Source organism: Miniphocaeibacter sp. (assembly GCF_049276255.1).
In the GTDB taxonomy this organism is placed as follows: Bacteria; Bacillota; Clostridia; order Tissierellales; family Peptoniphilaceae; genus Miniphocaeibacter.
This window is the reverse complement of record NZ_JBASWB010000035.1, coordinates 1-25,051: the sequence shown is the minus strand read 5'-3', so window position 1 is coordinate 25,051 and position 25,051 is coordinate 1. Positions and strand designations below refer to the sequence as shown.

Genomic DNA, 25,051 nt, shown 5'->3' with positions numbered 1-25,051 from the left:
TAGTGATGATAAAACTAAGGAGGTTTTATTATGACAATAAAAGTTGGAATAAATGGTTTTGGTAGAATAGGAAGATTGGCTTTTCGTAGAATTAGAGAAGTTTCAAGTGATATTGAAGTTGTTGCAATTAATGACCTAACAAGTCCTAAATTATTAGCACACTTATTACAATTTGATTCAACTCATGGAAGATATCCTGGAGAAGTTACAGCAACTGAAAACTCCATAATAGTTGATGGGAAAGAAACAGTTGTTTATGCAGAACCAGATGCTAGTAAAATTCCTTGGGTTAAGGAAAATGGTGTAGATATTGTTTTAGAATGTACTGGTTTTTATACTTCTGAAGAAAAAGCTCAAGCACATATTGACGCCGGCGTTAAAAAAGTTGTAATTTCTGCTCCAGCAGGACCAATGAAAACCATAGTTTATAATGTAAATGACGATATTTTAAATAGTGACGATAAAATAATTTCAGCTGGGTCCTGTACTACAAACTGCCTAGCTCCTATGGCATATGCTTTAAATAAGGAGTTTGGCATTGAAGTTGGTACAATGACTACTGTTCATGCCTATACTTCCACTCAAATGGTTTTAGACGGACCTGTAAGAGGTGGCAATTTAAGAGCAGCACGTTCTGCAGCAGATAATATTATTCCACATTCAACAGGAGCAGCTAAAGCTATTGGTTTAGTTATTCCTGAATTAAATAGCAAATTACAAGGTCACGCTCAAAGGGTTCCTGTAGTAGATGGTTCTTTAACTGAACTTGTAACTATATTAAAGAAGAAAGTAACTGCTGAAGAAGTAAATGAAGCAATAAAGAAACATACTATTGACAATCCTTCCTTTGGTTATGAGGAAAGAGAAATAGTTTCTACCGATATTATTGGTAGCACCTACGGTTCTGTTTTTGATCCTACTCAAACAGAAGTAACTTCAGCTGGAGATTACCAATTAGTTAAAACTGTTTCATGGTATGACAATGAATATGGTTTTACTTGTCAAATGGTAAGATTATTGGAAAAATTCATGAATTTATAAAGCTAAATATTAGTATTTAAAAACTGCCACTTGGCAGTTTTTTTATTTTAAATCCTTTAAATCACTTTAATGTAATAAATTATAATTTAACTAAGTATTTTATTTATTTCTTTTTATTGATAATTATGTTACAATTTACTTATAATATAGAAACGTATTACTTAGGTTTTATATATAAAATTACTTACGAAGGTGTAAAATGAAGTTTTTTAAGAAAAACGAAATTATAAATCTTATTTATATGATAATTGGAACTTTTTTAATAGCTTTAGGCATAAATATGTTTTTTATTCCCTACGAAATAGTTTCAGGTGGAGTAAATGGTATAAGTGTAATACTTTACCATATTTTCGGCATTTCTCCCGATAAAACTCTGTTTTTTTCCAACTTTCCACTTATTATTTTAAGTTTAATTTTTTTAGGAAAAAAATATACCCTTAATACTATTTTTTGTTCATTTTTACTACCTGTATTTGTTCGATTAATAATAAATATACCTCCCTTTGTAGGAGATACGATTTTAGCATCTATCTTTGGTGGAATTATTACAGGTTTAGGAATTGGTTTAACCTTTAAAGGTGGTAGTTCAACTGGTGGAACTGCTATTCCTGAACAGATTATTCATGATTATTTAAGAATTCCACTAAGTACATCGGTACTATTAGTAGACGGATTTATCTTATTAGGAGCTTTTTATTTCTTTGACCTATCATCAGGATTATACTCCCTAATATCATTATTTATTATTGGAAAAATGGTTGATATAACTCAATCAGGTGGGCAACCGGCAAAAACCTGTATTGTTATTTCAAATAAAACTGATGACCTAGTTCATGAATTAACCGGACCCTTATATTTAGGAGTAACTATTTTAGATGGAAAAGGAGCCTATACCGGAGATAGAAAAGAAATTTTACTATGTACTTTTCCTGAAAAAACTATTTTAGCTGTAAAAAATGCCATATATAGAATTGATCCTAGTGCCTTTTGTTTAGTTTTTGATACTAACGAAGTTCTTGGAAATAGATGGAAATCACATTTAATAAAAGAAAATAATTTGTTGAAATTAAAAAATAATTAGGTAATCTTATTAATTTACCTAATTATTTTAATTTTTAATTAAAGAATAAATACATGCTATAGCAATTACTAATATAATAAGAATTAATGTTTGAAATTGTCTTTTAATATAATTTTTATAGTTCATCTTCCTCCTCCTAAAAGCTATGTTAGTAAAAGTTTGTAGATTTTTTCATTTTATAAACTACTCTATGTAACTTAGTCTTCCTTTTTAGCTATTTCTTACCATTATAATATAATCAAAAAAATACTAGGTCAATAGTATTTGATAACAATTATCATTTACTAGGCTAATAATGACTTTTTTGTAATATTTGTAATTTCAGTCATGATTTATATAGTATGTAAAGTAAAATTAATTCTAATTTCCAGAACATACGTTTATGTTTTTCTTCTTTATTGATATAATTAAAGTAGGTGAATAGTATGAATGATGATTTGAATTTTTTACATATAGATTTAGATGCTTTTTTCGCTTCTGTTGAAGAACTTGACAACCCTTCCCTTAAAGGAAAGCCAATGGTTGTTGGTGGTAGAAGTCAAAGAGGTATTATTACCACTGCAAATTATGAGGCTAGAAAATATGGCCTTCATTCAGCTATGCCTATTTTTAAAGCAAAAAAACTTTGCCCCCATGTTATTATTGTTCCTACTAGACATGACAAATATGAGGAAATGAGTAAAAAAGTCTTTGCAATTCTTTACAAATACTCTAATCGTATTGAAAAAATGTCCATTGATGAAGCTTGTATGGATATTTCTCATATTAATTTAAATCCTACTGTACTGGCAAAAAAAATACAAAAAGATATTTTCAAAAATACAGGACTTACTGTTTCCATTGGTATAAGTTATAATAAATCCCTTGCTAAAATGGCTTCCGATTGGAATAAGCCTCAAGGAATTAAAATAATAACAAGGAATATGGTTCCCGGTATTCTTCTAAACCTACCTATTGGTAAAATTGCCGGAATTGGTAAAAAATCCGAGGAAAAATTTCATAAAATGGGAATTTATACAGTAAAGGATTTAATGCAAATAAATAAGGAAATGTTGGAATATCATTTTGGTAAACTTGGACTGGTTATTTATGACAGAATACGAGGCATTGACAATAGAGAAGTCGAAACTACCAGAAAAAGAAAAAGCATAGGAATTGAAAGAACTTTTTCAGAGGATATTGACAATAAAGACGATATTAAAAATAAAATTCTTGAATTTTCCATGGATTTATCCAAGGAATTAAAGTCAAGAAAAATAATAGGAAAAACCATTTCTATAAAAATAAAATTTAATGACTTTAAGGTTATTACCCGTAGTATTACTTTAGAAAATCCTAGAAATGACTTTGAGGAAATTTATCATAATGCTTGTTATTTACTGGATAATATTAAACTGGAAAAACCTATAAGACTGCTAGGAGTTACTATGGCAAATTTACAAAAAGATAATATAAGGCAATTAAGTTTTATGTAAGAAAGGATAATCGATGACAAAAATAGTTCAATGTATACCTAATTTTAGTGAAGGAAAAAATTTAACAACAATTAATAAATTAGTCGAAGCTGCAAAATCCACTGCTAGTGTTTTTCTTCTTGACTACTCTTCAGATGAAAACCATAATAGGTCTGTATTTACCTTAATAGGTTCCCCGGAAGGCATTGAGGACGTTGTTATTAAACTTTGTAAAGTTGCAAGGGATAATATAGATATGACTAAACATACCGGTAAACATCCAAGAATGGGCTCAACAGATGTTATAGCCTTAGTTCCAATTAAAAATGTTACTATGGAAGAAACAATTAAATTGTCTGAAAAAATTGGAAAAAGAATTTATAATGAATTATCTATACCGGTTATGCTCTATGCAAATTCTGCAAAAAATGAAAATAGATATAATTTAGCCAGTATTAGAAAAGGCGAATTTGAAAATATGGCAAAGAAATTATTAAAAGAGGAATGGACTCCAGATTTTGGAGAGAGTAAAATACATCCTACAGCCGGTATTACAGCAGTTGGTACAAGAAATCCCATGATTGCCTTTAATGTAAATTTAAATACCAATAACTTGGAAATAGCAAACAATATTGCAAAAATAATAAGGGGTTCAAGTGGTGGTTTTAAAGATTGTAAGGCAATTAGTCTTTTCTTAGAAGATAAAAATATAGTACAAGTTTCTATAAATATGATGAACTATAATAAACTCCCACTTTATAGAGTTTTTGAAATTATAAAATTTGAAGCTAAAAAATACGGCGTTACTGTTTTAGAAAGTGAAATAGTTGGAATAACCCCTGGAAAAGCATTAGTTGATTCAGCTATCTATTATTTACAAATGAATAATTTTAACTATAGTAGCCAGGTTTTAGAAAATTATTTATTTGATTAGATTTAAGTAATTTAAAATACAAGAGCGCTTAAACTAACTCTTGTATTTTAAATATCTTATTCTATTTATATCTGATTATAAACATCTATTTTTTTCATTTTAATTTGTTTCAAATAATATAAAACTACTATGACTGCAACTATGCCAACGCAGAAATTACTTATTAGCATTGCCCAACCTAAGGCTACTGGGCCTAAGTTTGTAAAGTTAATTATATATAATAATACTGGCAATCTAAATAAAAATAGTCTTAAAAAGTTTATTACAAAAGTTATTTTAGTTAACCCAATTCCGTAAAATAAACCAATAACACCATCAGTTATAGCTAAAGTAACAAACCCTAAATATTCAAGTCTAAATATCTGTTTTATTAATTCGAAAAATTCTAAATCTCCCTTTGCAAATAATCCTATTATTTTATCCATAAAAAATGTATAAAATAATATACCTAATATTGCTAATCCAATCTGATAAACTAATGACTTTTTCATTACTTCTTTAGCTCTATTCCAATTATTGTTTCCAATATTTTGACTAATTAATGTAGATTCTGCATCTTGAATTGCTGAAAACATTATTGTTACTATTCCACTTAAGGTATTTGATATACCTAATGCTCCTGCTGCCAATTCCCCATAAAAAGTTCCTATTGAATTAACCATTATTTTACCTGCAAAAAATGAACCTTTCTCTACAAAAATTGGAAGAGATAGTCTAGCCATATTTTTCAATATTTTTGCATTTAATTTTGTACTGAATATATTTATTTTAATTCCTATTTTATCGTATTTAATTTCTCTAATAGCTATAAATGTTATTATTAGCTGACTTAATAATGTTGATACAGCTAACATAATTATTCCTAATCGAAGTATATATACAAATATGTAATTTAAAATTAATTTTATTGTTAATACTATTAAGTTTAAAAACAATATTTTTTTATTATTGGCTGTTGCCTTAATAATTGCTATATAGGCATTGTTAAAAAACAAAATTGGCAAATATATCATACTCGTTACATAATATTCTAAGGAGATATCCAAAATACTATCAGGAGTATTTAGCAATTTTAAAATATTTTTTGAAAATGGCAAAATTATTATTAAAAGCAAGAAACTCATAATTATAGAAATCAAGAATAATTGATTTGAATATTCACTAGCCTTTTTACTTTTTCCACTTCCTATAAATCTAGATATGAAAATTGTTCCCCCAATAGATAAAGAAGTACTTATGGCAAAGGTAATATTATTAACCTGACCGACTATACTAATTGCAGAAACTGCCGTCGCTCCAATTTCACTAGCCATTAATGAATCAAAAAAACTTACTAATTGTAAAAATAGATTATAGACAATCAAAGGAAATGAAACTGACAATATTACCTTCCATACATTTCCATTTAAAATATAGTTCTTTTTTAACTGCTCTTTCTTTTCCATACTAACTCCAATACCTAAACAAAGGATAAGAATAAAGCAAAAACTTTATTATTATCCTTATCCTTTAATAATCCTCTATTATTTTTTCCAAATACCTCTTACTAGAATGAAAAGTTTCTTCTGTTGCATTTTCCAATAATATGTCTATATCCGGTTTATAGTCTAGCATTTTCTTTAGAATGAATTTATAATCTAGGTCTCCTGTTCCAGCTGGTAAAGTTTTTATTAACTTTCCATCTTCTCCCATTTTAAAATCCTTAGCATGCATTATCTCTATTTTATTACCATAGAATTCAAATACTCTTGTAAATATTTCTCTTTGATTTTTATAATTATTTTCATCTAGCATATTTACAGGATCAAATATAACAACTAAATTTGGTGAATCTAAAATATCCAAAGCTGCCTTCATCATATATTCATTATTAATAGTGTCAATACTAACAGCTTCCAAAGCTATAAAAACTCCAAAACTCTCTGCAACTTTTAAAGCATCTTGCATGAAATTTATTAAATATTTAAATTGTTCTTCTCTAGTAAAACATTCTTTCATATGTCCTGTTTCTGTCCCAACAACATAGGCATCTAATTGTCTCGCATATCGTAAATGTTCTTTAAATTTCACCAGTTCCGCATCTCTTTTTTCTTGTGTTTCCGCTGCAGGATCAATATAGCATCCCAGTACTGCCACCGATACTCCATTATCCTTTAATGATTTATTTATTCTCCTAATTAATCCCTGATTTAAAATTCCCTCTTTATATTTAAAACCCTTTATTGCTTTTTGAAAGGCTAATTGAATTGTAGTAAAGTCTCTTTTAATTACTTCACTACCTATATTATCTATGTCAAAATTTCCTACATCATGTAATCTAACACCTATCATAATAATATCATCCTCCTATTTTTCAATTAGCTCTTCTACATTTTCTATTTCTAAATGCTCTCCCTCAATATTTTCAAACACAACATTTTCTAAATATAATTTCTTTATATTTAAACCCATAATTCCTCTTTTTGAAACTTTATCTTGGAATGATAACATCTCTGGATATGCTGGTCTTGCATCTTCTCTAAAACTAAATTTAACATTTTTTAAACTAATTTCTTCTACCATTTTTTCAGGAAGTCCATATATAAAAGCTGAACAGGCATTTAAGTTTCTACATTCCACATCTTCTAAGTATAAGCTCTTTATATGTGGAGTTCTTTCATCTATTGGAAGTTTTTCTTTTGACCATACATATTCACTTTTACCATCAGGATCACAGCAGAAATAAAAAGAATTTAATGCTATTGCTGTATCCACATCATCCATAATAACATTTTTCATTTTTATATTTTCTATAACTCCCCTTATTCCTCTTCCTCTTCTGGTTTTTACTCTAAAACCTCTATCTGTTCCCTTAAAAAAGCAATTTTTAATTGTTACATCTTTTATTCCACCAGACATTTCACTTCCCATTGTAACTGCACCATGACCATCTTCCATAAAACAATTTTCTATTAAAACATTTTCTGTTGTTTCTTTAGTTTCCATGGCAAAATCAAATTTTCCTGACTTTAATGCTACGCAATCATCCCCTACAGAGAAATGAACTCCTTTAATTAAAACATCCTTACAAAATTCTGGGTCTAATCCATCTGTATTAGGAGCATCTTTAGGATTTTCAACATACAAATTAATAAATTCTAATTTTTTAGATAAAACTGGATGTATTGTCCAAGAAGGAGAATTTTTTACATTTATATCCATTAGTGTAATATTTTTACTATTTAAAATGCTTATAAGCCTTGGTCTCCAGGCAATATTAAAAGTTTCAAAATCCTTCCACCAATTTTCATATGAAGCCATTCCATTAATGCTACCTTGTCCAAATACAGATACATCACTGGATTCTACGATATTTAAAGTTCCAGCAAAACACTGTCTTGTAATACCTTCCCATGTTCCTAAGTATAGTCTATCTTCATTTTTTTCTATATTACTAGGAAATATAGGAAGATTTTCTCTATTTCCAACTGAAATAAGCTCAGCATCTTTATCAATATATAAATCTACTCCTGATTTCATAAATAGAGATGTTATATTATATTTACCTTTATTTATTTCAACTAGTGAGCCTTTTGGTGCAACATTAATTGCCGTTTGAATATAAATAGTATCATCCTCTATTCCATTCCCTTTTGCACCAAATTCTGAAATATCCAAAACAAATTTATATTCTTTCGTTTTGAAAATAATTTCTTCACTATTTTTTGTAGAGGATTCTAGTTTTATTCTGTATTCTGTATCCTCGTCTAAACCATAAATCGAATTAACATTTTTTGTAGTTTTTAAAGCTACTTCGTCATTAATAAGTACTGTTATTTCTTCATCATTAAAATAACAATTATTATTTAATAATTCAAAAGTAACAGAACGATCTGTTACTTTTAAAATTTTGTATTTTATCATATTACCTACCCTTTATTTCATACCTGTTGAAGATACACCATCAACAAAGTATTTTTGTCCTAAGAAAAATACTAGTAAAGATGGTATTAATGCTATTACGGACATTGCCAATACTGATGACCACTGTACAGATGTTGTAGCATCCATGGACATTTTTAGTGCTATTGATATTGGATACTTTCCTACGGAAGATATATATATTAATGGTCCTAAGAAGTCATTCATTGTCCACATAAACTGGAATAATCCTGCTGAAATCATAGATGGCTTTATAATTGGAACCAATACATATATTAAAGTTTGTAGCGAATTACATCCATCAATTTTTGCTGCCTGTTCCAAATCTGTTGGCAGTCCTTTTATATATTGAACTATCATGAATACGAAGAACCCCTCCGTCGCAAAGGCGGCGGGTACTACTAGTGGTTTAAAAGTATCTAACCAGTTAAACTGTTTAAACATTAAATATTGTGGTATTCTCAACACTAAGTTTGGTAACATTAGCGTTGCAATCAATAAGGCAAAGAATATTTTCTTGCCTGGAAAGTCAAATCTGGCAAAAGCATATGCTGATAATGTTGCTGAAATTACTGTTAAGATTACCTTTGGTATTGCTATCATTAATGAATTGGAAAAATACCTTGCAAATGTATATTCAGTAGATGTCTCCCAACCTTTTACATATCCACTAAAATCTAATTTCTTTGGAATAATACCTATTGAAGTAAATATTTCAGAATTTTCCTTAAATGATGAACCTATCATCCAAAGTAGTGGATAAAGCATTATTAAACCTACTAATATTAATACTGTATATCTAATGGTTTTATTAATTGTATTTTTAAATTTTCTTTTCTTTTCCGCTTTTTCAAAATCATATTTTTGTTCTATATTTTTCATTATTCGTCACCACCATCATAATAAACCCAGTATTTTTCAGTTTTAAATACCAACACAGTCATAACCATTATTACTAGGAATAAGAACCATGCCATTGCACTAGCATATCCCATATCAAAATATTTAAATGCACTATCATAAATATATAGTGGGAATAAATATGTAGAATTTAAAGGTCCTCCTCCTGTAATAATATATGGTCCATTAAACTCTTGAAATGCTTGTATTAATTGCATAATAAAGTTAAAGAATATTGTTGGACTTATCATTGGAACTGTAATTTGGAAAAATTGTTTCCATTTTGATGCCCCATCAATTCTTGCTGCTTCATATAAATAATCTGGTATTGACTGTAAGGCTGATAAAAATATTACCATTGGTGACCCAAACTGCCAAATCCTAAGTAAGGATAATGTCACTAAGGCATATTTCTCACTATTTAACCATGGAACAGGACCTATTCCAAAATTATCTAAAATCATATTAATAATACCTGTATCTGCAAATAAAAATCTCCATAATACAGCTATTGCAACACTTCCTCCTAATATTGAAGGTAAGTAATAAGCAGTTCTAAATAAGTTTACACCTTTTAATTTAAAGTTTAAAATAAATGCAATAAATAATGCAAATATCAGTTTCAATGGAACTGTCATAAATACATATTTAATCGTTACTCCAAAAGATTTAATAAATGCAGGATCTTTAAACATCCTTATAAAATTATCAAATCCTATAAATTTAGGTGCAGTTATTAAATCGTACTCAGTAAAACTAAGAACTAAAGATGCTAAAAAAGGAAATGCTGTAAAAACTATTAACCCTATTAACCAAGGTGTTAAATATATTAATCCTACCTTTTTCTTTTTCATAGGTAGATAACCTCCTATCTTATTAATAAGATAATCAGGCTAGAAAACTAGCCTTTATCCTATTTTACAGTTGCTAATTTTTGATTTACACCATCAATGATTTTCTTAGCTGCTTGTGCTTCATCAATTCTACCGTATCCTACTTCTTCAAGAGTTTCCTCATATAATTTCTTTAGTTGAGTATCTTCAAAATAAGGACTTATATCTTTTCCCTTATGCTCATAAGCTAATATATTTCCTTCATAAGCTATTCCTGTTAATAGTCCCTCATCCTCTAAAGTTTTTATAGCTTCTTTATTTACTGGAATTCCTCTATCTGTTTCCATAATTTTTACCGCTTCTGGATCTGACAATAAGAAGTTAACAAATGTTGCTGCCTCTTCTGGATGTTTTGTATTTTTACTAATAGCAAAAGCCATTGACAGTTTTGTTATTGCTGAATCACTATCTCCAAAGCCTTTTAAGTATGTTCCTGTAACTAATTCTTGACCTTCTGCTAAGGCTGAAACAAATTTATTAATTGAACTATCCCATTCATAAGTTCCTGCATATTTTCCTTCAATCCAACCTGGCATTTGATCTGCACTTACATTTCCTGCTCCAGCTAGATATTCAACAGATGGCATTGCTCCACCATCAACTAATGACATATAATTCTTTAATGCCTTAGTTAGTTCTTCTTCTGTGTACGCTACTTTATTATCTTCTATAAAAGTTTTTCCTGTTTCCTGTTCTGCAATATATAGAGTCATTAAGAATGATGAGTATGTATCTATATTAACAAATGGGAAAAAGTCTTCTCCTAATTTACTCTTCATATCTTTTGCTGCTTGTAATAACTCGTCAAATGTTGTTGGTATTTCAACTCCAGCTTTATCAAAGGTAGTTTTGTTCCAATAAAATACTCTACCTGTTTTAGCAACTGGCATTGCATTTAATACACCATTTTGAGTTACTAATTCTAGCATATCTTCATCATAATTTTCTAATTTTAAAATGTCTTTTACTTCATTTAAATCATAAAAACCTGAGCCATCTGCTGAATACTGGGTTAACCAGTTCCAGTTTACTTGCATTATATCTGCTTCTGTTCCACCAGCTATTTGAGTAGTTTGTTTTTCTTGATATCCATCCCAACCAGCATATTCTGCCTTTATTTTTATATTAGGATATTTTTCTTCAAATAGTTTTATAACTTCCAATGTTTTTTCATGACGGGAATCTCCTCCCCACCAGGAAAATCTTAATTCAACTTGATCGCCACTAGCTCCTTCAGATCCACCAGAACCTTTCTTCTTCTCACCACATGCTGTTAGTAATGGTAACATTAAAACCAACACTAATACTAAACTCAAAAATGTAATTTTTCTCTTTTTCATTATTATCCTCCTTATTTCTAAAATTATCCCAATTACTACTTAACAGATTCTAATTTATTATTTACAACTTCAATAATCTGTTTAGCTGCCTCATCTTCATTTATCTTTCCATATCCTAATTGATCCAAAGTCTCCTCATAGGACTTCTTTAATTGAGTATCTTCAAAATATGGACTTATGTCTTTACCCTTGTGTTCAAAAGCTAATTTATTTCCTTCATAAGCTATTCCTGTTAATAAACCTTCATCCTCTAAAGTTTTTATAGCTTCTTTATTTACTGGAATTCCTCTATCTGTTTCCATAATTTTTACTGCTTCTGGGTCTGACAATAGGAAGTTTATAAATGTAGCAGCTTCTTCTGGATATTTTGTATTTTTACTAATAGCAAAAGCCATTGATAACTTAGTCAACGCTGCATCATGAGTTCCAAATCCTGTTAAATACTCTCCCACAACTAACTCTTGACCTTCTGCTAAGGCTGATTCATATTTATTTATAGTACTGTCCCATTCATAAATACCAGCATATCTACCCTCTATCCAAGCTGGCATTTGATCCGCACTTACATTTCCTCCACCAGCTGTTTCTTCAACTGATGGTGAGATACCTGTTTTAACTAAAGACATACAATCTTTTAAAGCCTGTGATAATTCTTTTTCTGTATATGCTACTTCATTATTTTCTATAAAAGTTTTTCCTGTTTCCTGTTCTGCTATGTATAATGTCAATAAAAATGTTGAATAAGGACCAATACTAGCAAACGGATAGAAATTATCCCCTAGTTTTTCTTTCATATCTTCAGCTACTACTTTCAGCTCATCAAAGTTAGTTGGTATTTCAACTCCCGCTTTATCAAAGGTAGTTTTATTCCAATAAAATACTTTTCCTGTTTTGGCAACTGGCATTGCATTTAATACACCATTTTGAGTTACTAATTCTAGCATATCTTCATCATAATTTTCTAATTTTAAAATGTCTTTTACTTCATTTAAATCATAAAAACCTGAACCATCTGCTGAATACTGAGTTAACCAGTTCCAGTTTACTTGCATTATATCTGCTTCTGTTCCACCAGCTATTTGAGTAGTTTGTTTTTCTTGATATCCATCCCAACCAGCATATTCTGCCTTTATTTTTATATTAGGATGTTTTTCTTCAAATAATTCTATAACTTTTAATGTTTTTTCATGACGGGAATCTCCTCCCCACCAGGAAAATCTTAATTCAACTTGATCTCCACTTACACCGGTCGAAGTATTGCTTGTGTTCTTTTTCTTTTCTCCACAGGCTGTTAAAGTTGTCATTAACATAACCATTACTAAAAGCAAACTAATAAATCTATTTTTTTTGCTATTCATTGTTATCCTCCGTTTTAGTTTAGATTTACTTATAAAGTGATATTATCTTCAGTTTCCATGTCGAATATATGTATTTTATCTGCATCTATTCTAAAGTCAAATTCATCACCAATATTTAATCCCATACTGGTATTTGCTTCTTCTCTAGAAATTAACTTCATATCATTTATATGAAAATATATATATTCTTCATTTCCCATTCTTTCAATAACATCTATTAAGCCAGTTACAGTATTTTCTGTTCTTGTTTTTTCATATTTTACTGCTTCTGGTCTAAAACCTAACCATACTCTTTTACCAACATAGGATTCTACTTTTTTTGCCTTGTCATCATTTAAGTAAAGTTTAAAATCCTTACAATTTTTAACTCCCTCACAAGCTTTAATATTACAGTATATTCCATTGTTATCCTTCTCTAATTCTACTTCTAACATATTCATCATTGGTGAACCTATAAATGTAGCAACGAATTTATTTGCTGGATAATTGTATAAATTCATTGGAGTATCAACTTGTTTTATAACCCCTGTCTCCATAACACAAATTCTATCCCCCATAGTCATTGCTTCTACCTGATCATGAGTAACGTATATCATAGTTGCAGGTTTACCTTCTGTTTTAAGTTGAGTATGTAACTCCTTAATACTTACTCTTAGGGAAACACGTAGTTTAGCATCTAGATTTGATAAAGGTTCATCAAATAGGAATACTTTAGGCTCTCTTACTATTGCTCTTCCAACAGCAACCCTTTGTTTTTGTCCTCCTGACATTTCCTTTGGTTTTCTATCTAATAAGTCAGTTATTTGTAGTCTTTCTGCTGCTGCTTCAACTCTAGTTTTTATTTCATCTTTTGGAACTTTTTGCATTTTTAAACCAAAAGCCATATTATCATATGTTGTCATATGAGGATAAAGAGCATAATTTTGGAACACCATAGCTATTCCCCTATCTTTTGGTTCTACTTGGTTTACTACCTCATCACCAATATAAATTTTCCCACCAGTAATTTCTTCTAAACCAGCTATCATTCTTAATGTAGTAGATTTAGCACAGCCTGAAGGACCAACAAAAACCATAAATTCGTTTTCCTTAATTTCTAAATCGATTCCATGAACAGCTTTAAATCCATTAGGACAAGTTTTTTCAACTTTTTCTAAAATTACATTTGCCATAATACACCTCTATTTATTTAATATCTTTCATTGCAACATGATCCATGTCATCATAAGTAATATTTTCTCCACACATTGCCCAAATAAAAGAATAGGCTTTTGTTCCTATACCAGAATGAATTGACCAACTTGGCGATGTAACTGCTTGTTCATTTTGCATAACAATATGTTTAGTTTCATCTGGTAAACCCATAAAGTGAAAAACTATACTGTCTTCATCCATATCAAAATAAAAATACGTTTCCATCCTTCTTGCATGAGTGTGAACTGGCATTGTATTCCAACCACTTCCTTCATTTAAAATAGTGTAACCCATTTGTAATTGACAACTTTCACAATTATTAGGATGTACATATTGATAAATTTTTCTCTTATTCATAGTAGATTGTTCACCTATATCTCTAGGAACAATTTGAGATATACTTATTTTTACATTTGGATGTTTTTTATGTCCTGGTGTTGATGCAAAGTAAAATTTTGCAGGATTATTTTTATCTAATGATTGAAATTTAAGTTCTTTAGTTTCAATTCCAATATAATATCCATCTTGCTTTACCATTTCTTCTTCTTTACCATCTACAATAATCTTACCTGGCCCTCCAATATTAATAACTCCAAGTTCTCTTCTTTGTAGAAAATACTCTACTCCCAATTCTTTATCCATTACAATTTCTAAAGTTTTATCCAGTGGCATTATTCCACCAAAAATCATTCTATCGTTATATGTATAATAACTATTTATAGTTCCTGGTGTAAATATTTCAGTTGCTAGAAATTCCTCTCTTAATTCTGATGTTGAATAATGACGAATATCTTTAGGTGAATGAGTATACATTATTTTCATTGTTAATCATCCTTTCTTAACTTTTAAAGCGCTTACATTTTCTTTTAAAAAAATAGAAATCTATTGTAAAGAAATCATTTTCCTTTCAAAACCTAGATTTCTATATGTTTGTTAAACCAGTTTACTTATTACAGATATAATATACTTTTTTCTTGTGTTTGTCAATAGTAAATATTAAATTATAAAACTGATTGATTTAAAATTAAATCACAATCTATAACTTCTTTCACATATCCTTTTCTATAGCCTTTAATTAATTCATATAATAACTTAAAGGCAACTTTCCCTTCCTCATATGCTGGCTGAATAATTGAAGATACCGAAGGTGTAACACTATTAATCCACTCATCGTTGTCAAATCCATATAGTCCTAATTGATTTGGCATTAATCCATAAAAATTTTTTAAAGATTCATACACTTTAGGTAACATCCAACAATTTGGTGAAAACACTACAGTCCTCTTAGTTAAATCTATATTTTTAGATGCAAATTCCACTAGTTTTTCTACTAACATTTTATCATTCTTATTTTTAACTACAAATTCTTGGACAGGTAAATTTGTTCCATTTAAAGCATCATAAAAACCATCATGTCTTTCAAGTCTTGTTGATAGATTACTTGGATCTGCTTCAATTATAAGAAAATTATTATATCCTTTTCTTATAAGATATTTAGTAAATTCATAAGTTGATTTATAATTGTTGGTTTTAACTAAAGGAATATCATTAGTATATAAGTGTGAATCTACATATACAATAGGAATATCATATCTTTTAATCAAATCCAAGGTTTTTTTAAATTCCATTGAAGGTTGAACTATAAAACCATCTACATTACATTTAATCATATTCTCTACACACTTATATTCTCTAGTAGGCTCAGAATGAGACGAGCCTACTATTATTTGATAATCTTTTTCTAAAGCAGATTCTTCAATTCCACTAACAAGCTTATTTGAGAATCCGTTTGTAATAGAGGAAATAACTACTCCTATTGTTTTTGATGATTTATTATTAATAGCCCTTGCTGCATTATTAGGTATATAGTTGTTCTCTTCTATAACTTTTCCTATTCTCTTTTTAGTACCTTCACTCATTTTATTATATTTGCCATTTAAATAAAAGGATACAGTAGTTTTAGATGTACCTGCCATTTTTGCAATATCATTAATTGTAATTTTTTTCATAAGGATGCTCCTCCTTTAATATTTCTTAAAGAAGGAGTATCTCCTATTTTAAGAAATAATTTCTTTTAAATAATTGCTTATTTCTTCATCTTTTGAATTTTCAAAAAAATATTCTTTAAAAGAAGGTCTATCTATAGTTTCTTTTAAAAATTCTTTGTCAATATTCTTTAATATATCTATTAGCGGTCTATGAGTAACTTTCTTTACTTCATCTAATATTTTAGCATTTTTTTGTTCAGGTTCTCTTCTTTCAACAGGGTAGCCTCCCCCCATTTCATCTAAAAATAATTTTTCAAAAAGATACCTTAGGTTTAATTCTCCACCCCATCCATAATTTTGTGCAAATGGTATTGCCACTGCATTACCACCATTTACTTGTGAGAACAAATATGCATCAAGAGGATTCGTTACATGTCCACAAACTACATTTGGAAATGCATTAGAAGCAACACAGGCTCCTTCTCCTGTTCCACATCCTGTTACAACAAAATCAACAGCCTTAGTTGATAATAAAATAGATGATAGTAAACCTATTTGAACATAAGTTAATGAATTTGGATCTTCATTATTAAACATTCCAAAATTTATAACCTCATAACCTTTTTTATCTGTTGTTTTCTTAAGTTCATCATATATTATAACATTTTTACCTGCTTGTGAATTTTCATTTATTAATGCGATTTTCATAATATCCTCCTAACAATTAACTAGCTAACCATCCGCCATCTACAGGTATTACTATTCCATTAACATAATCAGAAGCACCACTTGCTAAAAATACAACTGCTCCTGCAATGTCTATTGGATTTGCCCATTTACCTGCTGGTATTCGTGCAGATATAGATTCTTTTCTTTCTTCATTTTCTAATATTGGTGCAGTATTATTTGTAATAACATATCCTGGTGCAACTGCATTTACTTGAACATTTAAACCTGCTAATTCATTACAAAAGGATTGTGTAAGTCCAACAACTCCATGTTTACTTGCTGCATATCCAGGAACGAATTTTCCACCTTGATATGAAAGCATTGAAGCTATATTAATGATTTTTCCTCCACCTTGATCTACCATTTCCTTAGCTACTCTTTTTCCCAAATAATATAGGGAGTTTAAATTCAAGTCTATTACAGTTTCCCAATACTCATCAGGATGCTCTAATAGAGGAGCTCTTTTTATTGTTCCTGCATTGTTTACTAAAATATCTATTTTACCAAACTCTTTTAATGTGCTCTCAACTAACTTATTTCTTCCTTCTTCTGTCGAAAGATCACATTGTACAACTAACAGTTTTCTTCCTAAGCCTTCAATTAAATCTTTTGTTTCATCTGAAGGTATTCTATGGGATGTAACTACAATATCAGCTCCACATGAAGCCAATGCATAAGAATAAGCCTGACCTAATCCTGTACATCCTCCTGTAACTATTGCAACTTTCCCCTCTAAATTAAATAAATCTTTATTAAATTCTTTTAGTTCCATAATATCCTCCTATTTTGTAAGCGTTTACTTTTTTATTCTTAATTTGAATTATAATATGGTAAACCGGTTTTGTCAAATTTAAATAAAATAGAAGTAGTTACCATCTACTTCTATTTTTTATTTATTCACTATTTATTTTCTCTTATTAATTCAGAATATGCATAGACTAATGTAGATATTCCTTTAGCATCATTTTCTACAATTGGTTCAGAAATATAATACTCATATTTACCATCTCTTATTTTATAATCGCCCATTCCTGGCATACCACCTAAACCTGCAATTAGACATATATCTTTAAGAATATATTCATCATTTTCTTTAACTAATTTATTATTAACTACAGAATTTAAAATTCTTTTACCTTTTTCAAAATATTCCTTTGGAAGATATCCTAATCTAGCACCTTTCATAATAGAGTAAGAAATTGCACAACTACCGCTAGTTTCTAAATAATTACCTTCCCTACCTCCATAAATTGTAGCTTGATAAAACATACCTGTTTTCTCATCAGCATATTTAAGTAGAGAGTCTATTAATTCTCTAAAATATCCCTTTAATAATAATCTTTCCTCAATTAAATCTTCGTCTAATATTTCTAGAACGTCAATTAATGCCATAGTATACCAGCCAATGGATCTCGTCCAGAAATTTTCACTTAATCCTGTCTCTTTATCTGCCCAAAAACTTTCTCTACTTTCATCATAACCATGATAATAAAGGCCAGTTTTTTCATCTTTCATAAACTTATTAACATTTTTAAATTGATTTATTACATCTTCATATCCTTCACCATTCTTATATCTATTTATATATTCTAGTAGGAATGGTTGTACCATATATAGTCCATCTAACCAAACTTGGTTTGGATATATTTTTTTATGCCAGAAATTCCCTGATTTTATTCTAGGGTGGTTTTCAAGCTGTGAATATAAAAGATCTAAAGCTTTTTTATATTTTTCTTTACCTGTTAAGTCATATAGTTTAAATAAGGTCTTTCCTTCATTAATACTGTCTGAATTGTAATCATCAATATTATAACCTAATATTTTTCCATCATCATCAATGTAGTAGTCAATAAAATTATCTGCAAATTCAAAATATTTATTATCACCAGTAGCATCAAACATATAAAGAGCCGCTATAACCATACACCCGTTTATATAACTCCACTTTGGTTCTATATTTCCCTTTTCCATTTCTTTGTCCCATTTAGGGCTACTTGGAGTAGTCTTTTCCAATAATCCATCAAAAAAATTTTTAATTTCTTTCATAATATCCTCCAATATAATTATGTATAACAAAAGTAAAGCGCTTACATTAATTATCATATTATCATATTTAAAATAAAATTTCATTATAATATCTTTTATAATTTCTCTAATAGTTCTTTTTACTACCAAAATAACACAAAAAAAGCAGATAATAAAATTTATCTGCTTTTTTGTAATTACTATTTAATTTCTAAAATATTATCATTTATATTTACAGGTCCATAATTTTCTACATGAATTTTTTCTCCATCAATATTTGTAAATATCATTACAACTGCTGATGATGTTGCATTTTTATTAACAAAATCCAAATCAAAGGTAATTAATTTCTGACCCTTCTTCACTTTATCGCCATTATTAACGAACATTTCAAAGCCTTCTCCATTTAATTCTACTGTATTTATTCCAGCATGAATTAATATTTCAACTCCTGAATCTGATGTTAATCCTACGGCATGTTTTGTTTCAAAGGCAAAGCTTACAGTACCATTACAAGGTGCTACTATTTCACCATTATCCGGGAATATTACCACTCCATCACCCATTAATTTTTCTGAAAATGTTGGGTCCGGTGTTTCAGTAATTGGTTTTAATTCACCTTTTATTGGTGCTGTTATTATTTCTGAAGAAACTTCTACAACCGGTTCTTTTTCTTGTTTTTCTTCTTCTTTTCCCGCCTCATGGCTAGTAACTTCACCACTTTCTAAATATTCTTCTAATTCAGTTTTTATTAAAGATACTTTTGGTCCATAAACTACTTGAACTCCTGTACCTTTTACTATAACTCCGGCTGCTCCTGTTTGTTTTAATAATTCTTCATCTACCTTAGCTGAATCACCTACGGTAATTCTTAAACGAGTTGCACAAGAATCTACACTGTCAATATTTCCAGAGCCACCTAAGCCTCTAGTAATATCTATAATTTGGTCACTAGCTGTTGAAGTTCCCTTTTCTTTTTGTTCTTTTACATCCTTCTTAGTATATAATTTTACTTCACTTTCTTCTCCTCTTCCTGGAGTTTTTAAGTTAAATTTCAATATTAAAAATTTGAAAATTACATAATATAGTATAAAGTAAATAATTCCTATTGGTATAATTCTTAGCCAGTTTGTTTTACCGTTACCTTGAAGTATTCCAAATAGGAATAAATCTATTAATCCTCCTGAAAATGTTAATCCTACGGCAATGTTAAATATATGGGCAATCATATATGCTGCTCCGGCTAAAACAACCTGTACTGCAAATAGCATAGGGGCAACAAAAAGGAATGAAAACTCCAATGGTTCTGTTATTCCTGTAAACATACTTGTTAATGAAGCTGATAAAAGTAATCCCTTAGCCTGTTTTTTGTTTTCAGGTTTTGCACATTTATACATGGCTAGTGCTGCACCAGGTAAACCGAAAATCATAAATATAAATTCACCGGAAAAATACCTAGTAGCTTCTGCACTAAAATGTACTGTATTTGGGTCAGCTAATTGAGCAAAGAATATTCTTTGTCCACCTTCTACTAACTGTCCTGCAACTTCCATTGTTCCACCAACAGCAGTTTGCCAGAATGGCAAATAAAATACATGGTGTAAACCAAATGGGATTAAGGCACGTTTAATTATTCCAAATGCTAATGTTCCAATATATCCGGTACCTGTAACTAATTTTCCTAGTGAATATATTCCTGTTTGAATAAATGGCCATAAATAGAACATTAATATTCCAACTACTAAATATACTACTGTCGATATTATAGGTACAAATCTACTACCTCCAAAAAACGACAAAGCACTTGGTAATTCTATTCGGTAGAATTTATTATGTAGTGCTGCAACTCCAAGCCCTACAATAATACCGCCAAAAACCCCCATTTGTAATGATGGTATTCCTACTGCATCTGCTATTGTTCCTGGTAATACTGATGGAGCTATTGAACCATCTGCTAATACTTTACCTGATATAGTCAACATAGCGTTAATTGCTGTATGCATGACAAAGAAAGCAATTACAGCAGATAATGCTGATACTTCTTTTTCTTTTTTTGCCATTCCTATTGCTACACCAACTGCAAAAATAAGAGGTAGATTATCGAATATTACACTTCCTGCCTTACTCATTACAGTAAGTAATGAATTTAATACAGTACCACTTCCTAAAATTGATTCTAGTCCATAGGAGGCAATCATAGTTTCATTAGTAAAAGATCCTCCTACTCCTAGTAACAATCCAGCAACTGGTAAAATTGCTATTGGCAACATAAAACTTCGCCCTACACGTTGTAAGACTTCAAATATTTTGTCTTTCATATATATCCTTCCTTTTCTAAAAATTTTCCTTATATATAATAACATATTTAACCAAATATGTTATTATTGTGATAATATTTTTACATAGAATTTTCTCGTCCTAGGACCATCAAATTCACAAAAATAAATACCTTGCCATGTTCCTAGTAATAATTTTCCATTTTCAATTATAACTGTAACTGATGAACCTACAGCTGTTGCCTTTAAATGAGCAGAACTATTTCCCTCAAAATGTTGAAATTCCTTTCTGTCTGGATAGGCCTTTTCTAAGCCATAAAGCATATCTTTTACTACATCAGGGTCTGCATTTTCATTTATAGTTATTCCTGCTGTTGTATGGGGACAAAAAATTACACAAAGGCCATTTTTCACTTCGCTAATTGAAACGGATTTTTGAGCATAGGAAGTAATATTATGAAATGACTCCTTTTTTGTTTGTAATGAATAGTTATAAAGCATATTAAAATCCTTTCATGAAATCCTTAGTTATAAAATTTATAAAAATCTATATAATAAATAAGTATACTTTATTACTACCCATTATGTCCTTAATTCAATTTTATTAAGTATTATTTATAAAAAATACTTTTAAATATTCTATATTTTTTTAATAGGATGGCGTATTACCGTTCTTAAGTTTTCAACTTTACATCGCCTAGGGTCAGATAGGTAAATTTCATGATGTTTTCTATTGTTGTTAATGTCAGTAAGAAAGCCTTCTTTTTCTATATATTCATTCATCTTATTAATTGATTCTATTTCATTGTCATAGGAGCCAATATGCATTATTTGAACACATAGTCCTTCTCGCCATTTTAAATATTTTGCTTTTAATAGATTAAGGTCGGGTTTTTTATTTTGTAATTTTTCTTTAGCCCATAAAAAAACCTCTTCTGTTACAAATTCAGGTTGTCTAATTAATGAGGTCCATAAAAAATCATTTTTATCTTTAATTGCTCCACCCCTATAGTTTTCATCATCAAACCACCATAATCCTTCTAGTGGAGGTACAACATAATCAAAATAATCCTTTGGTTCGCTTCCATCCATTTTACTCATTTTTATTGTATATGATAAGCCATAGAGAATTTCCATTGCTTCTTTATATTCTTGAGATGTATTTGGATTGCCCTTTCCATCGACTGATATAAAAACCATTTCTGGAACTTCTATTAAACTTGGCTTTTTCTTAGGTAAGTATAAATCCTTGTATTCTTTTTTGTAATCAAATTTCTTTTCCATTTTCCTCTCCTATTGGTATTATTATTTCAGTTATATATTTTTTAGGATTACCCTTGAAATTTTTCCCTGGTCCTTTAATATGTATTTCTCTAGTTGGTGTTTTCATAATATAATTATTGTTATTACAATAATCTATTATATTTTTATAAGCCTTATTAATTGATTCATAACTACCTATATGGGTAGTTTTAATTCCCTTTACAGATGGAATTACCTTAAACTTAATGTTATTATAGTTTTCTATTTTTTTACAAACAGGCAAACAAACCTCTATTTCCGCCTCTTCTTCAAAAGCATAATCGTAATATAAACAAAATGAATTTCCTATTATCTTATCTTTACCGACTTTGTATATTTCATCTATGTATTTTCCAACATCACTATATTTTCCCTTATATTTATAGGACAAAACCATTTTTTCTTCTATTTCTACCACTTCAAAACTATAATCCTCTTTCTTTTCCCCCTCCTTTATTTTTTTACTTAAATATAAATCTATATATTTAATTTGTTCCTCTCCTTTTTTTATCTTAGCCAGTATATTTTCTTTTTTCTCAAGTAAATAATAGGACAAATCTTCTTGGTCTTTACAATTTTCCATAACCTCTTTCATTTCAGAAATTGAAAAATCCAAATATCTTAAGATATTTATTATTTTAGCTTGTTTAAAATTATTCTCATTATAAAGTCTATGTCCCTTTTCATCTCTTGAAAAAGGCTGTAGTATTTTTTCTTTATCATAATAATATAAGGTCTTAATTGTTAAATTAGTAATTTTTGAAAACTCACTTATTTTATACATTTCATCACCTATTACAATTATAGACTATACTCTACACAGTAGAGCAAAAAAATAGAAGACCTAAGTAAGTCTTCTACTTTTTCCCTATATTTTTTTAATTTCTATATTTCTAGCATTTATATTTTTTAAAAAATCCTCATCATGTTCTACTAATATTATTGTAGGTTTATAGCTTAAAATCATTCTTTCTATTTGTAGTCTTGTTATTATATCCAAATAGTTTAAAGGTTCATCCCAAATATAGATATTGGCTTCTTCACATATACTTTTAGATATTAGGACTTTCTTCTTCTGTCCACTACTATAGGAGCCTATGTCCTTATTGAAGGTATCTCTGTCAAAGCCCATCTTTCTAAGCAGTGTTAGAAATTTTGTCTTATTTATATTATTATCCTCAATAAAATCGTCTAAGGAACCTTTTATCCAGTTGAATTCCTGAGGTAAGTAGGAAATTTTTAAATTACTTGCTAATTTTAAGCTTCCATTTCTTTTTATATTAAAACCTACTATTGATTTTAAAAAACTACTTTTCCCCGCACCGTTTTCTCCAGTAATTGTTACAATTTCCCCATTTTCTATTGCAAAATCAAAGGGTTCAAATATACTTTTATCGTTAAATGATATTGAATAATTTTCTGCTACTATAAGGTTTTTACTATGATGAGCTACAGTTTCTAGGACTAGATCATCTTCAAACTCTATGTTAGTAAGTAGACCTGTTTTTTCCTTTAATGTTTTTTTGTATCTTTGCTCAAGATTTTTTGACCTTTGCATCATTTTTGCAGATTTATGACCAATATACCCCTTATCTGCTTTTATTCCCGATATTTTTTGTCCCTTTGTAGCTTCTACCCTATCAGACCAAGTAGCTTTTTCCTCAGCTGATTTTTCCAATCTGCTTATTTCCTTTTTTAGTTTCTCGTTTTTGTTTCTATTAAATTCATCTTCAGCATCTTTGTTTTCTTTCCAAGTATCATAATTTCCTTTTTGTAATACTATTTTTTTCTTTTCTATTGTAAGAACATGATCTATTGTATGGTTTAGAAAATTTCTATCATGGGAAACTAGTATAAATCCTGATTTTTTATTTAAATATTCAGCTAAAATTCTTCTTCCCTTTATATCTAAACTATTTGTAGGCTCATCTATTAATAAAAAATTGTTGTCAGATATAAACATAGAGGCAATTAATACCTTAGTTTGTTCTCCGCCGCTTAAAGTATTAAAGGGCCTATATAAAATATCCAAGTCGACATTTAAGAGATTTAATTCTCTTTCAAGTTTCCACAGCTCATAATTTCCCTTTATTTCCTCTACTACATCAACAGTTAAATAATCTTCATTTTTTATTTCATATGGAAAATATTCAAAATGAACTTTACTGCTAATAGTACCACTATAATCCAATTTTCCCAATAAAATATTTAAAAATGTGGATTTGCCATAACCATTTCTACCAATTAAACCTAATTTCCAATTACTATCCAGTTGTAAACTAATATTTTCAAATATAGGTTTTATATCACCAATATAGGTAAATTCTAAATTTTTTATATCTATTATAGACATTAACTCTCCTTTCTATTAATTAGTTAATAATGTAAAGTTTCCATTTTATCACCTCCAAGTTTATGTTTCTATGTAGTTTTACTATTATTTTCTATTTAAATCATGGGCATAAAAATATAGTTTTGTTGAGCTCTAATGTCAGATTTCTCCAAGAGTAGTTTGCTACGATTGGCTTGAAATTACGACTGAAGCCCTAGTCAAAATCTTTGATTTTGTTACAGGTCTCATGCAATCTGTTGACCAAGTTTATCTTAGACACAAT

22 protein-coding genes are annotated in these 25,051 nt (G+C 29.2%); 4 read left to right on the top strand and 18 right to left on the bottom strand.

Annotated elements, in window-relative coordinates; translation table 11 throughout:
• Positions 1–30: 30 nt before the first annotated feature.
• The 4 genes from gap (at position 31) to ftcD (ending at position 4,510) form a co-directional block, all read left to right on the top strand.
• A complete protein-coding gene (gap, locus tag WAO56_RS03480; protein ID WP_422143433.1) occupies positions 31–1,041 on the top strand; it encodes a type I glyceraldehyde-3-phosphate dehydrogenase in 1,011 nt (336 codons plus the stop codon).
• A gap of 199 nt (positions 1,042–1,240) precedes the next feature.
• Positions 1,241–2,122, top strand: a complete 882-nt coding sequence (locus WAO56_RS03475) for a YitT family protein (RefSeq protein WP_422143432.1) — start codon at positions 1,241–1,243, stop codon at positions 2,120–2,122.
• A gap of 425 nt (positions 2,123–2,547) precedes the next feature.
• Entirely contained in the window at positions 2,548–3,597 is a 1,050-nt protein-coding gene (locus WAO56_RS03470) for a DNA polymerase IV (RefSeq protein WP_422143431.1), read from the top strand.
• Between the two features lie 13 nt (positions 3,598–3,610).
• Positions 3,611–4,510 (top strand): glutamate formimidoyltransferase, encoded by a 900-nt coding sequence (gene ftcD / locus WAO56_RS03465; protein WP_422143430.1) that lies wholly within the window; start codon positions 3,611–3,613, stop codon positions 4,508–4,510.
• 65 nt (positions 4,511–4,575) lie between these two features.
• Here ftcD and WAO56_RS03460 read toward each other — a convergent pair whose 3' ends face one another.
• The 18 genes from WAO56_RS03460 to abc-f form a co-directional block, all read right to left on the bottom strand.
• Positions 4,576–5,955 carry an MATE family efflux transporter gene (locus tag WAO56_RS03460; RefSeq protein WP_422143429.1) on the bottom strand — a complete coding sequence of 460 codons (1,380 nt, stop codon included), beginning with the start codon at positions 5,953–5,955 and terminating at the stop codon, positions 4,576–4,578.
• A gap of 64 nt (positions 5,956–6,019) precedes the next feature.
• Positions 6,020–6,841, bottom strand: coding sequence for a sugar phosphate isomerase/epimerase family protein (locus tag WAO56_RS03455; protein ID WP_422143428.1), 822 nt, complete (start codon positions 6,839–6,841; stop codon positions 6,020–6,022).
• A 15-nt stretch (positions 6,842–6,856) separates the two neighbouring features.
• Positions 6,857–8,413, bottom strand: a complete 1,557-nt coding sequence (locus WAO56_RS03450) for a glycoside hydrolase family 28 protein (protein ID WP_422143427.1) — start codon at positions 8,411–8,413, stop codon at positions 6,857–6,859.
• Between the two features lie 12 nt (positions 8,414–8,425).
• Positions 8,426–9,313: a carbohydrate ABC transporter permease gene (locus tag WAO56_RS03445; RefSeq protein WP_422143426.1), complete on the bottom strand. Its 888-nt coding sequence runs from the start codon at positions 9,311–9,313 to the stop codon at positions 8,426–8,428.
• Positions 9,313–10,185: a carbohydrate ABC transporter permease gene (locus WAO56_RS03440; RefSeq protein WP_422143425.1), complete on the bottom strand. Its 873-nt coding sequence runs from the start codon at positions 10,183–10,185 to the stop codon at positions 9,313–9,315. Before WAO56_RS03440 ends, WAO56_RS03445 begins: the two co-directional genes overlap by 1 nt.
• 59 nt (positions 10,186–10,244) lie before the next feature.
• Positions 10,245–11,564, bottom strand: a complete 1,320-nt coding sequence (locus WAO56_RS03435; protein ID WP_422143424.1) for an ABC transporter substrate-binding protein — start codon at positions 11,562–11,564, stop codon at positions 10,245–10,247.
• A 35-nt stretch (positions 11,565–11,599) separates the two neighbouring features.
• Complete coding sequence (locus WAO56_RS03430; protein ID WP_422143423.1) at positions 11,600–12,922, bottom strand: extracellular solute-binding protein; 1,323 nt, start codon at positions 12,920–12,922, stop codon at positions 11,600–11,602.
• A gap of 29 nt (positions 12,923–12,951) precedes the next feature.
• Positions 12,952–14,094 (bottom strand): ABC transporter ATP-binding protein, encoded by a 1,143-nt coding sequence (locus tag WAO56_RS03425; RefSeq protein WP_422143422.1) that lies wholly within the window; start codon positions 14,092–14,094, stop codon positions 12,952–12,954.
• A 13-nt stretch (positions 14,095–14,107) separates the two neighbouring features.
• On the bottom strand, positions 14,108–14,938 hold the full coding sequence (gene kduI, locus WAO56_RS03420; protein ID WP_422143421.1) for a 5-dehydro-4-deoxy-D-glucuronate isomerase: 831 nt from the start codon (positions 14,936–14,938) through the stop codon (positions 14,108–14,110).
• Between the two features lie 179 nt (positions 14,939–15,117).
• Positions 15,118–16,125: a LacI family DNA-binding transcriptional regulator gene (locus WAO56_RS03415; RefSeq protein ID WP_422143420.1), complete on the bottom strand. Its 1,008-nt coding sequence runs from the start codon at positions 16,123–16,125 to the stop codon at positions 15,118–15,120.
• 48 nt (positions 16,126–16,173) lie between these two features.
• Positions 16,174–16,812, bottom strand: a complete 639-nt coding sequence (locus WAO56_RS03410) for an RpiB/LacA/LacB family sugar-phosphate isomerase (RefSeq protein WP_422143419.1) — start codon at positions 16,810–16,812, stop codon at positions 16,174–16,176.
• Between the two features lie 16 nt (positions 16,813–16,828).
• Positions 16,829–17,605 carry a 2-dehydro-3-deoxy-D-gluconate 5-dehydrogenase KduD gene (gene kduD, locus WAO56_RS03405; protein WP_422143418.1) on the bottom strand — a complete coding sequence of 259 codons (777 nt, stop codon included), beginning with the start codon at positions 17,603–17,605 and terminating at the stop codon, positions 16,829–16,831.
• Between the two features lie 128 nt (positions 17,606–17,733).
• Positions 17,734–18,879 carry a glycoside hydrolase family 88/105 protein gene (locus tag WAO56_RS03400; RefSeq protein WP_422143417.1) on the bottom strand — a complete coding sequence of 382 codons (1,146 nt, stop codon included), beginning with the start codon at positions 18,877–18,879 and terminating at the stop codon, positions 17,734–17,736.
• 179 nt (positions 18,880–19,058) lie between these two features.
• Positions 19,059–21,176 (bottom strand): glucose PTS transporter subunit IIA, encoded by a 2,118-nt coding sequence (locus tag WAO56_RS03395; protein ID WP_422143416.1) that lies wholly within the window; start codon positions 21,174–21,176, stop codon positions 19,059–19,061.
• A gap of 63 nt (positions 21,177–21,239) precedes the next feature.
• Positions 21,240–21,635, bottom strand: a complete 396-nt coding sequence (locus tag WAO56_RS03390) for a secondary thiamine-phosphate synthase enzyme YjbQ (RefSeq protein WP_422143415.1) — start codon at positions 21,633–21,635, stop codon at positions 21,240–21,242.
• A 138-nt stretch (positions 21,636–21,773) separates the two neighbouring features.
• A complete protein-coding gene (locus tag WAO56_RS03385) occupies positions 21,774–22,418 on the bottom strand; it encodes a GyrI-like domain-containing protein (protein ID WP_422143414.1) in 645 nt (214 codons plus the stop codon).
• The gene (locus WAO56_RS03380) at positions 22,402–23,220 is read right to left on the bottom strand and encodes a MerR family transcriptional regulator (protein WP_422143413.1); all 819 of its coding nucleotides are present in this window, start codon (positions 23,218–23,220) and stop codon (positions 22,402–22,404) included. Before WAO56_RS03380 ends, WAO56_RS03385 begins: the two co-directional genes overlap by 17 nt.
• 84 nt (positions 23,221–23,304) lie before the next feature.
• A complete protein-coding gene (gene abc-f / locus WAO56_RS03375) occupies positions 23,305–24,789 on the bottom strand; it encodes a ribosomal protection-like ABC-F family protein (RefSeq protein WP_422143412.1) in 1,485 nt (494 codons plus the stop codon).
• Between the last annotated feature and the right edge of the window lie 262 nt (positions 24,790–25,051).

Bases quoted from the DNA above. Each gene is read 5' to 3' on its own strand.
- abc-f (WP_422143412.1), bottom strand. From the start codon at position 24,789: ATGTCTATAATAGATATAAAAAATTTAGAATTTACCTATATTGGTGAT.
- WAO56_RS03390 (WP_422143415.1), bottom strand. From the start codon at position 21,635: ATGCTTTATAACTATTCATTACAAACAAAAAAGGAGTCATTTCATAAT.
- WAO56_RS03435 (WP_422143424.1), bottom strand. From the start codon at position 11,564: ATGAAAAAGAGAAAAATTACATTTTTGAGTTTAGTATTAGTGTTGGTT.
- WAO56_RS03470 (WP_422143431.1), top strand. From the start codon at position 2,548: ATGAATGATGATTTGAATTTTTTACATATAGATTTAGATGCTTTTTTC.
- WAO56_RS03395 (WP_422143416.1), bottom strand. From the start codon at position 21,176: ATGAAAGACAAAATATTTGAAGTCTTACAACGTGTAGGGCGAAGTTTT.
- WAO56_RS03380 (WP_422143413.1), bottom strand. From the start codon at position 23,220: ATGTATAAAATAAGTGAGTTTTCAAAAATTACTAATTTAACAATTAAG.
- WAO56_RS03385 (WP_422143414.1), bottom strand. From the start codon at position 22,418: ATGGAAAAGAAATTTGATTACAAAAAAGAATACAAGGATTTATACTTA.
- kduD (WP_422143418.1), bottom strand. From the start codon at position 17,605: ATGGAACTAAAAGAATTTAATAAAGATTTATTTAATTTAGAGGGGAAA.
- WAO56_RS03440 (WP_422143425.1), bottom strand. From the start codon at position 10,185: ATGAAAAAGAAAAAGGTAGGATTAATATATTTAACACCTTGGTTAATA.
- WAO56_RS03400 (WP_422143417.1), bottom strand. From the start codon at position 18,879: ATGAAAGAAATTAAAAATTTTTTTGATGGATTATTGGAAAAGACTACT.
- WAO56_RS03430 (WP_422143423.1), bottom strand. From the start codon at position 12,922: ATGAATAGCAAAAAAAATAGATTTATTAGTTTGCTTTTAGTAATGGTT.
- WAO56_RS03460 (WP_422143429.1), bottom strand. From the start codon at position 5,955: ATGGAAAAGAAAGAGCAGTTAAAAAAGAACTATATTTTAAATGGAAAT.
- WAO56_RS03415 (WP_422143420.1), bottom strand. From the start codon at position 16,125: ATGAAAAAAATTACAATTAATGATATTGCAAAAATGGCAGGTACATCT.
- WAO56_RS03445 (WP_422143426.1), bottom strand. From the start codon at position 9,313: ATGAAAAATATAGAACAAAAATATGATTTTGAAAAAGCGGAAAAGAAA.
- gap (WP_422143433.1), top strand. From the start codon at position 31: ATGACAATAAAAGTTGGAATAAATGGTTTTGGTAGAATAGGAAGATTG.
- WAO56_RS03475 (WP_422143432.1), top strand. From the start codon at position 1,241: ATGAAGTTTTTTAAGAAAAACGAAATTATAAATCTTATTTATATGATA.
- WAO56_RS03410 (WP_422143419.1), bottom strand. From the start codon at position 16,812: ATGAAAATCGCATTAATAAATGAAAATTCACAAGCAGGTAAAAATGTT.
- WAO56_RS03455 (WP_422143428.1), bottom strand. From the start codon at position 6,841: ATGATAGGTGTTAGATTACATGATGTAGGAAATTTTGACATAGATAAT.
- ftcD (WP_422143430.1), top strand. From the start codon at position 3,611: ATGACAAAAATAGTTCAATGTATACCTAATTTTAGTGAAGGAAAAAAT.
- kduI (WP_422143421.1), bottom strand. From the start codon at position 14,938: ATGAAAATAATGTATACTCATTCACCTAAAGATATTCGTCATTATTCA.
- WAO56_RS03450 (WP_422143427.1), bottom strand. From the start codon at position 8,413: ATGATAAAATACAAAATTTTAAAAGTAACAGATCGTTCTGTTACTTTT.
- WAO56_RS03425 (WP_422143422.1), bottom strand. From the start codon at position 14,094: ATGGCAAATGTAATTTTAGAAAAAGTTGAAAAAACTTGTCCTAATGGA.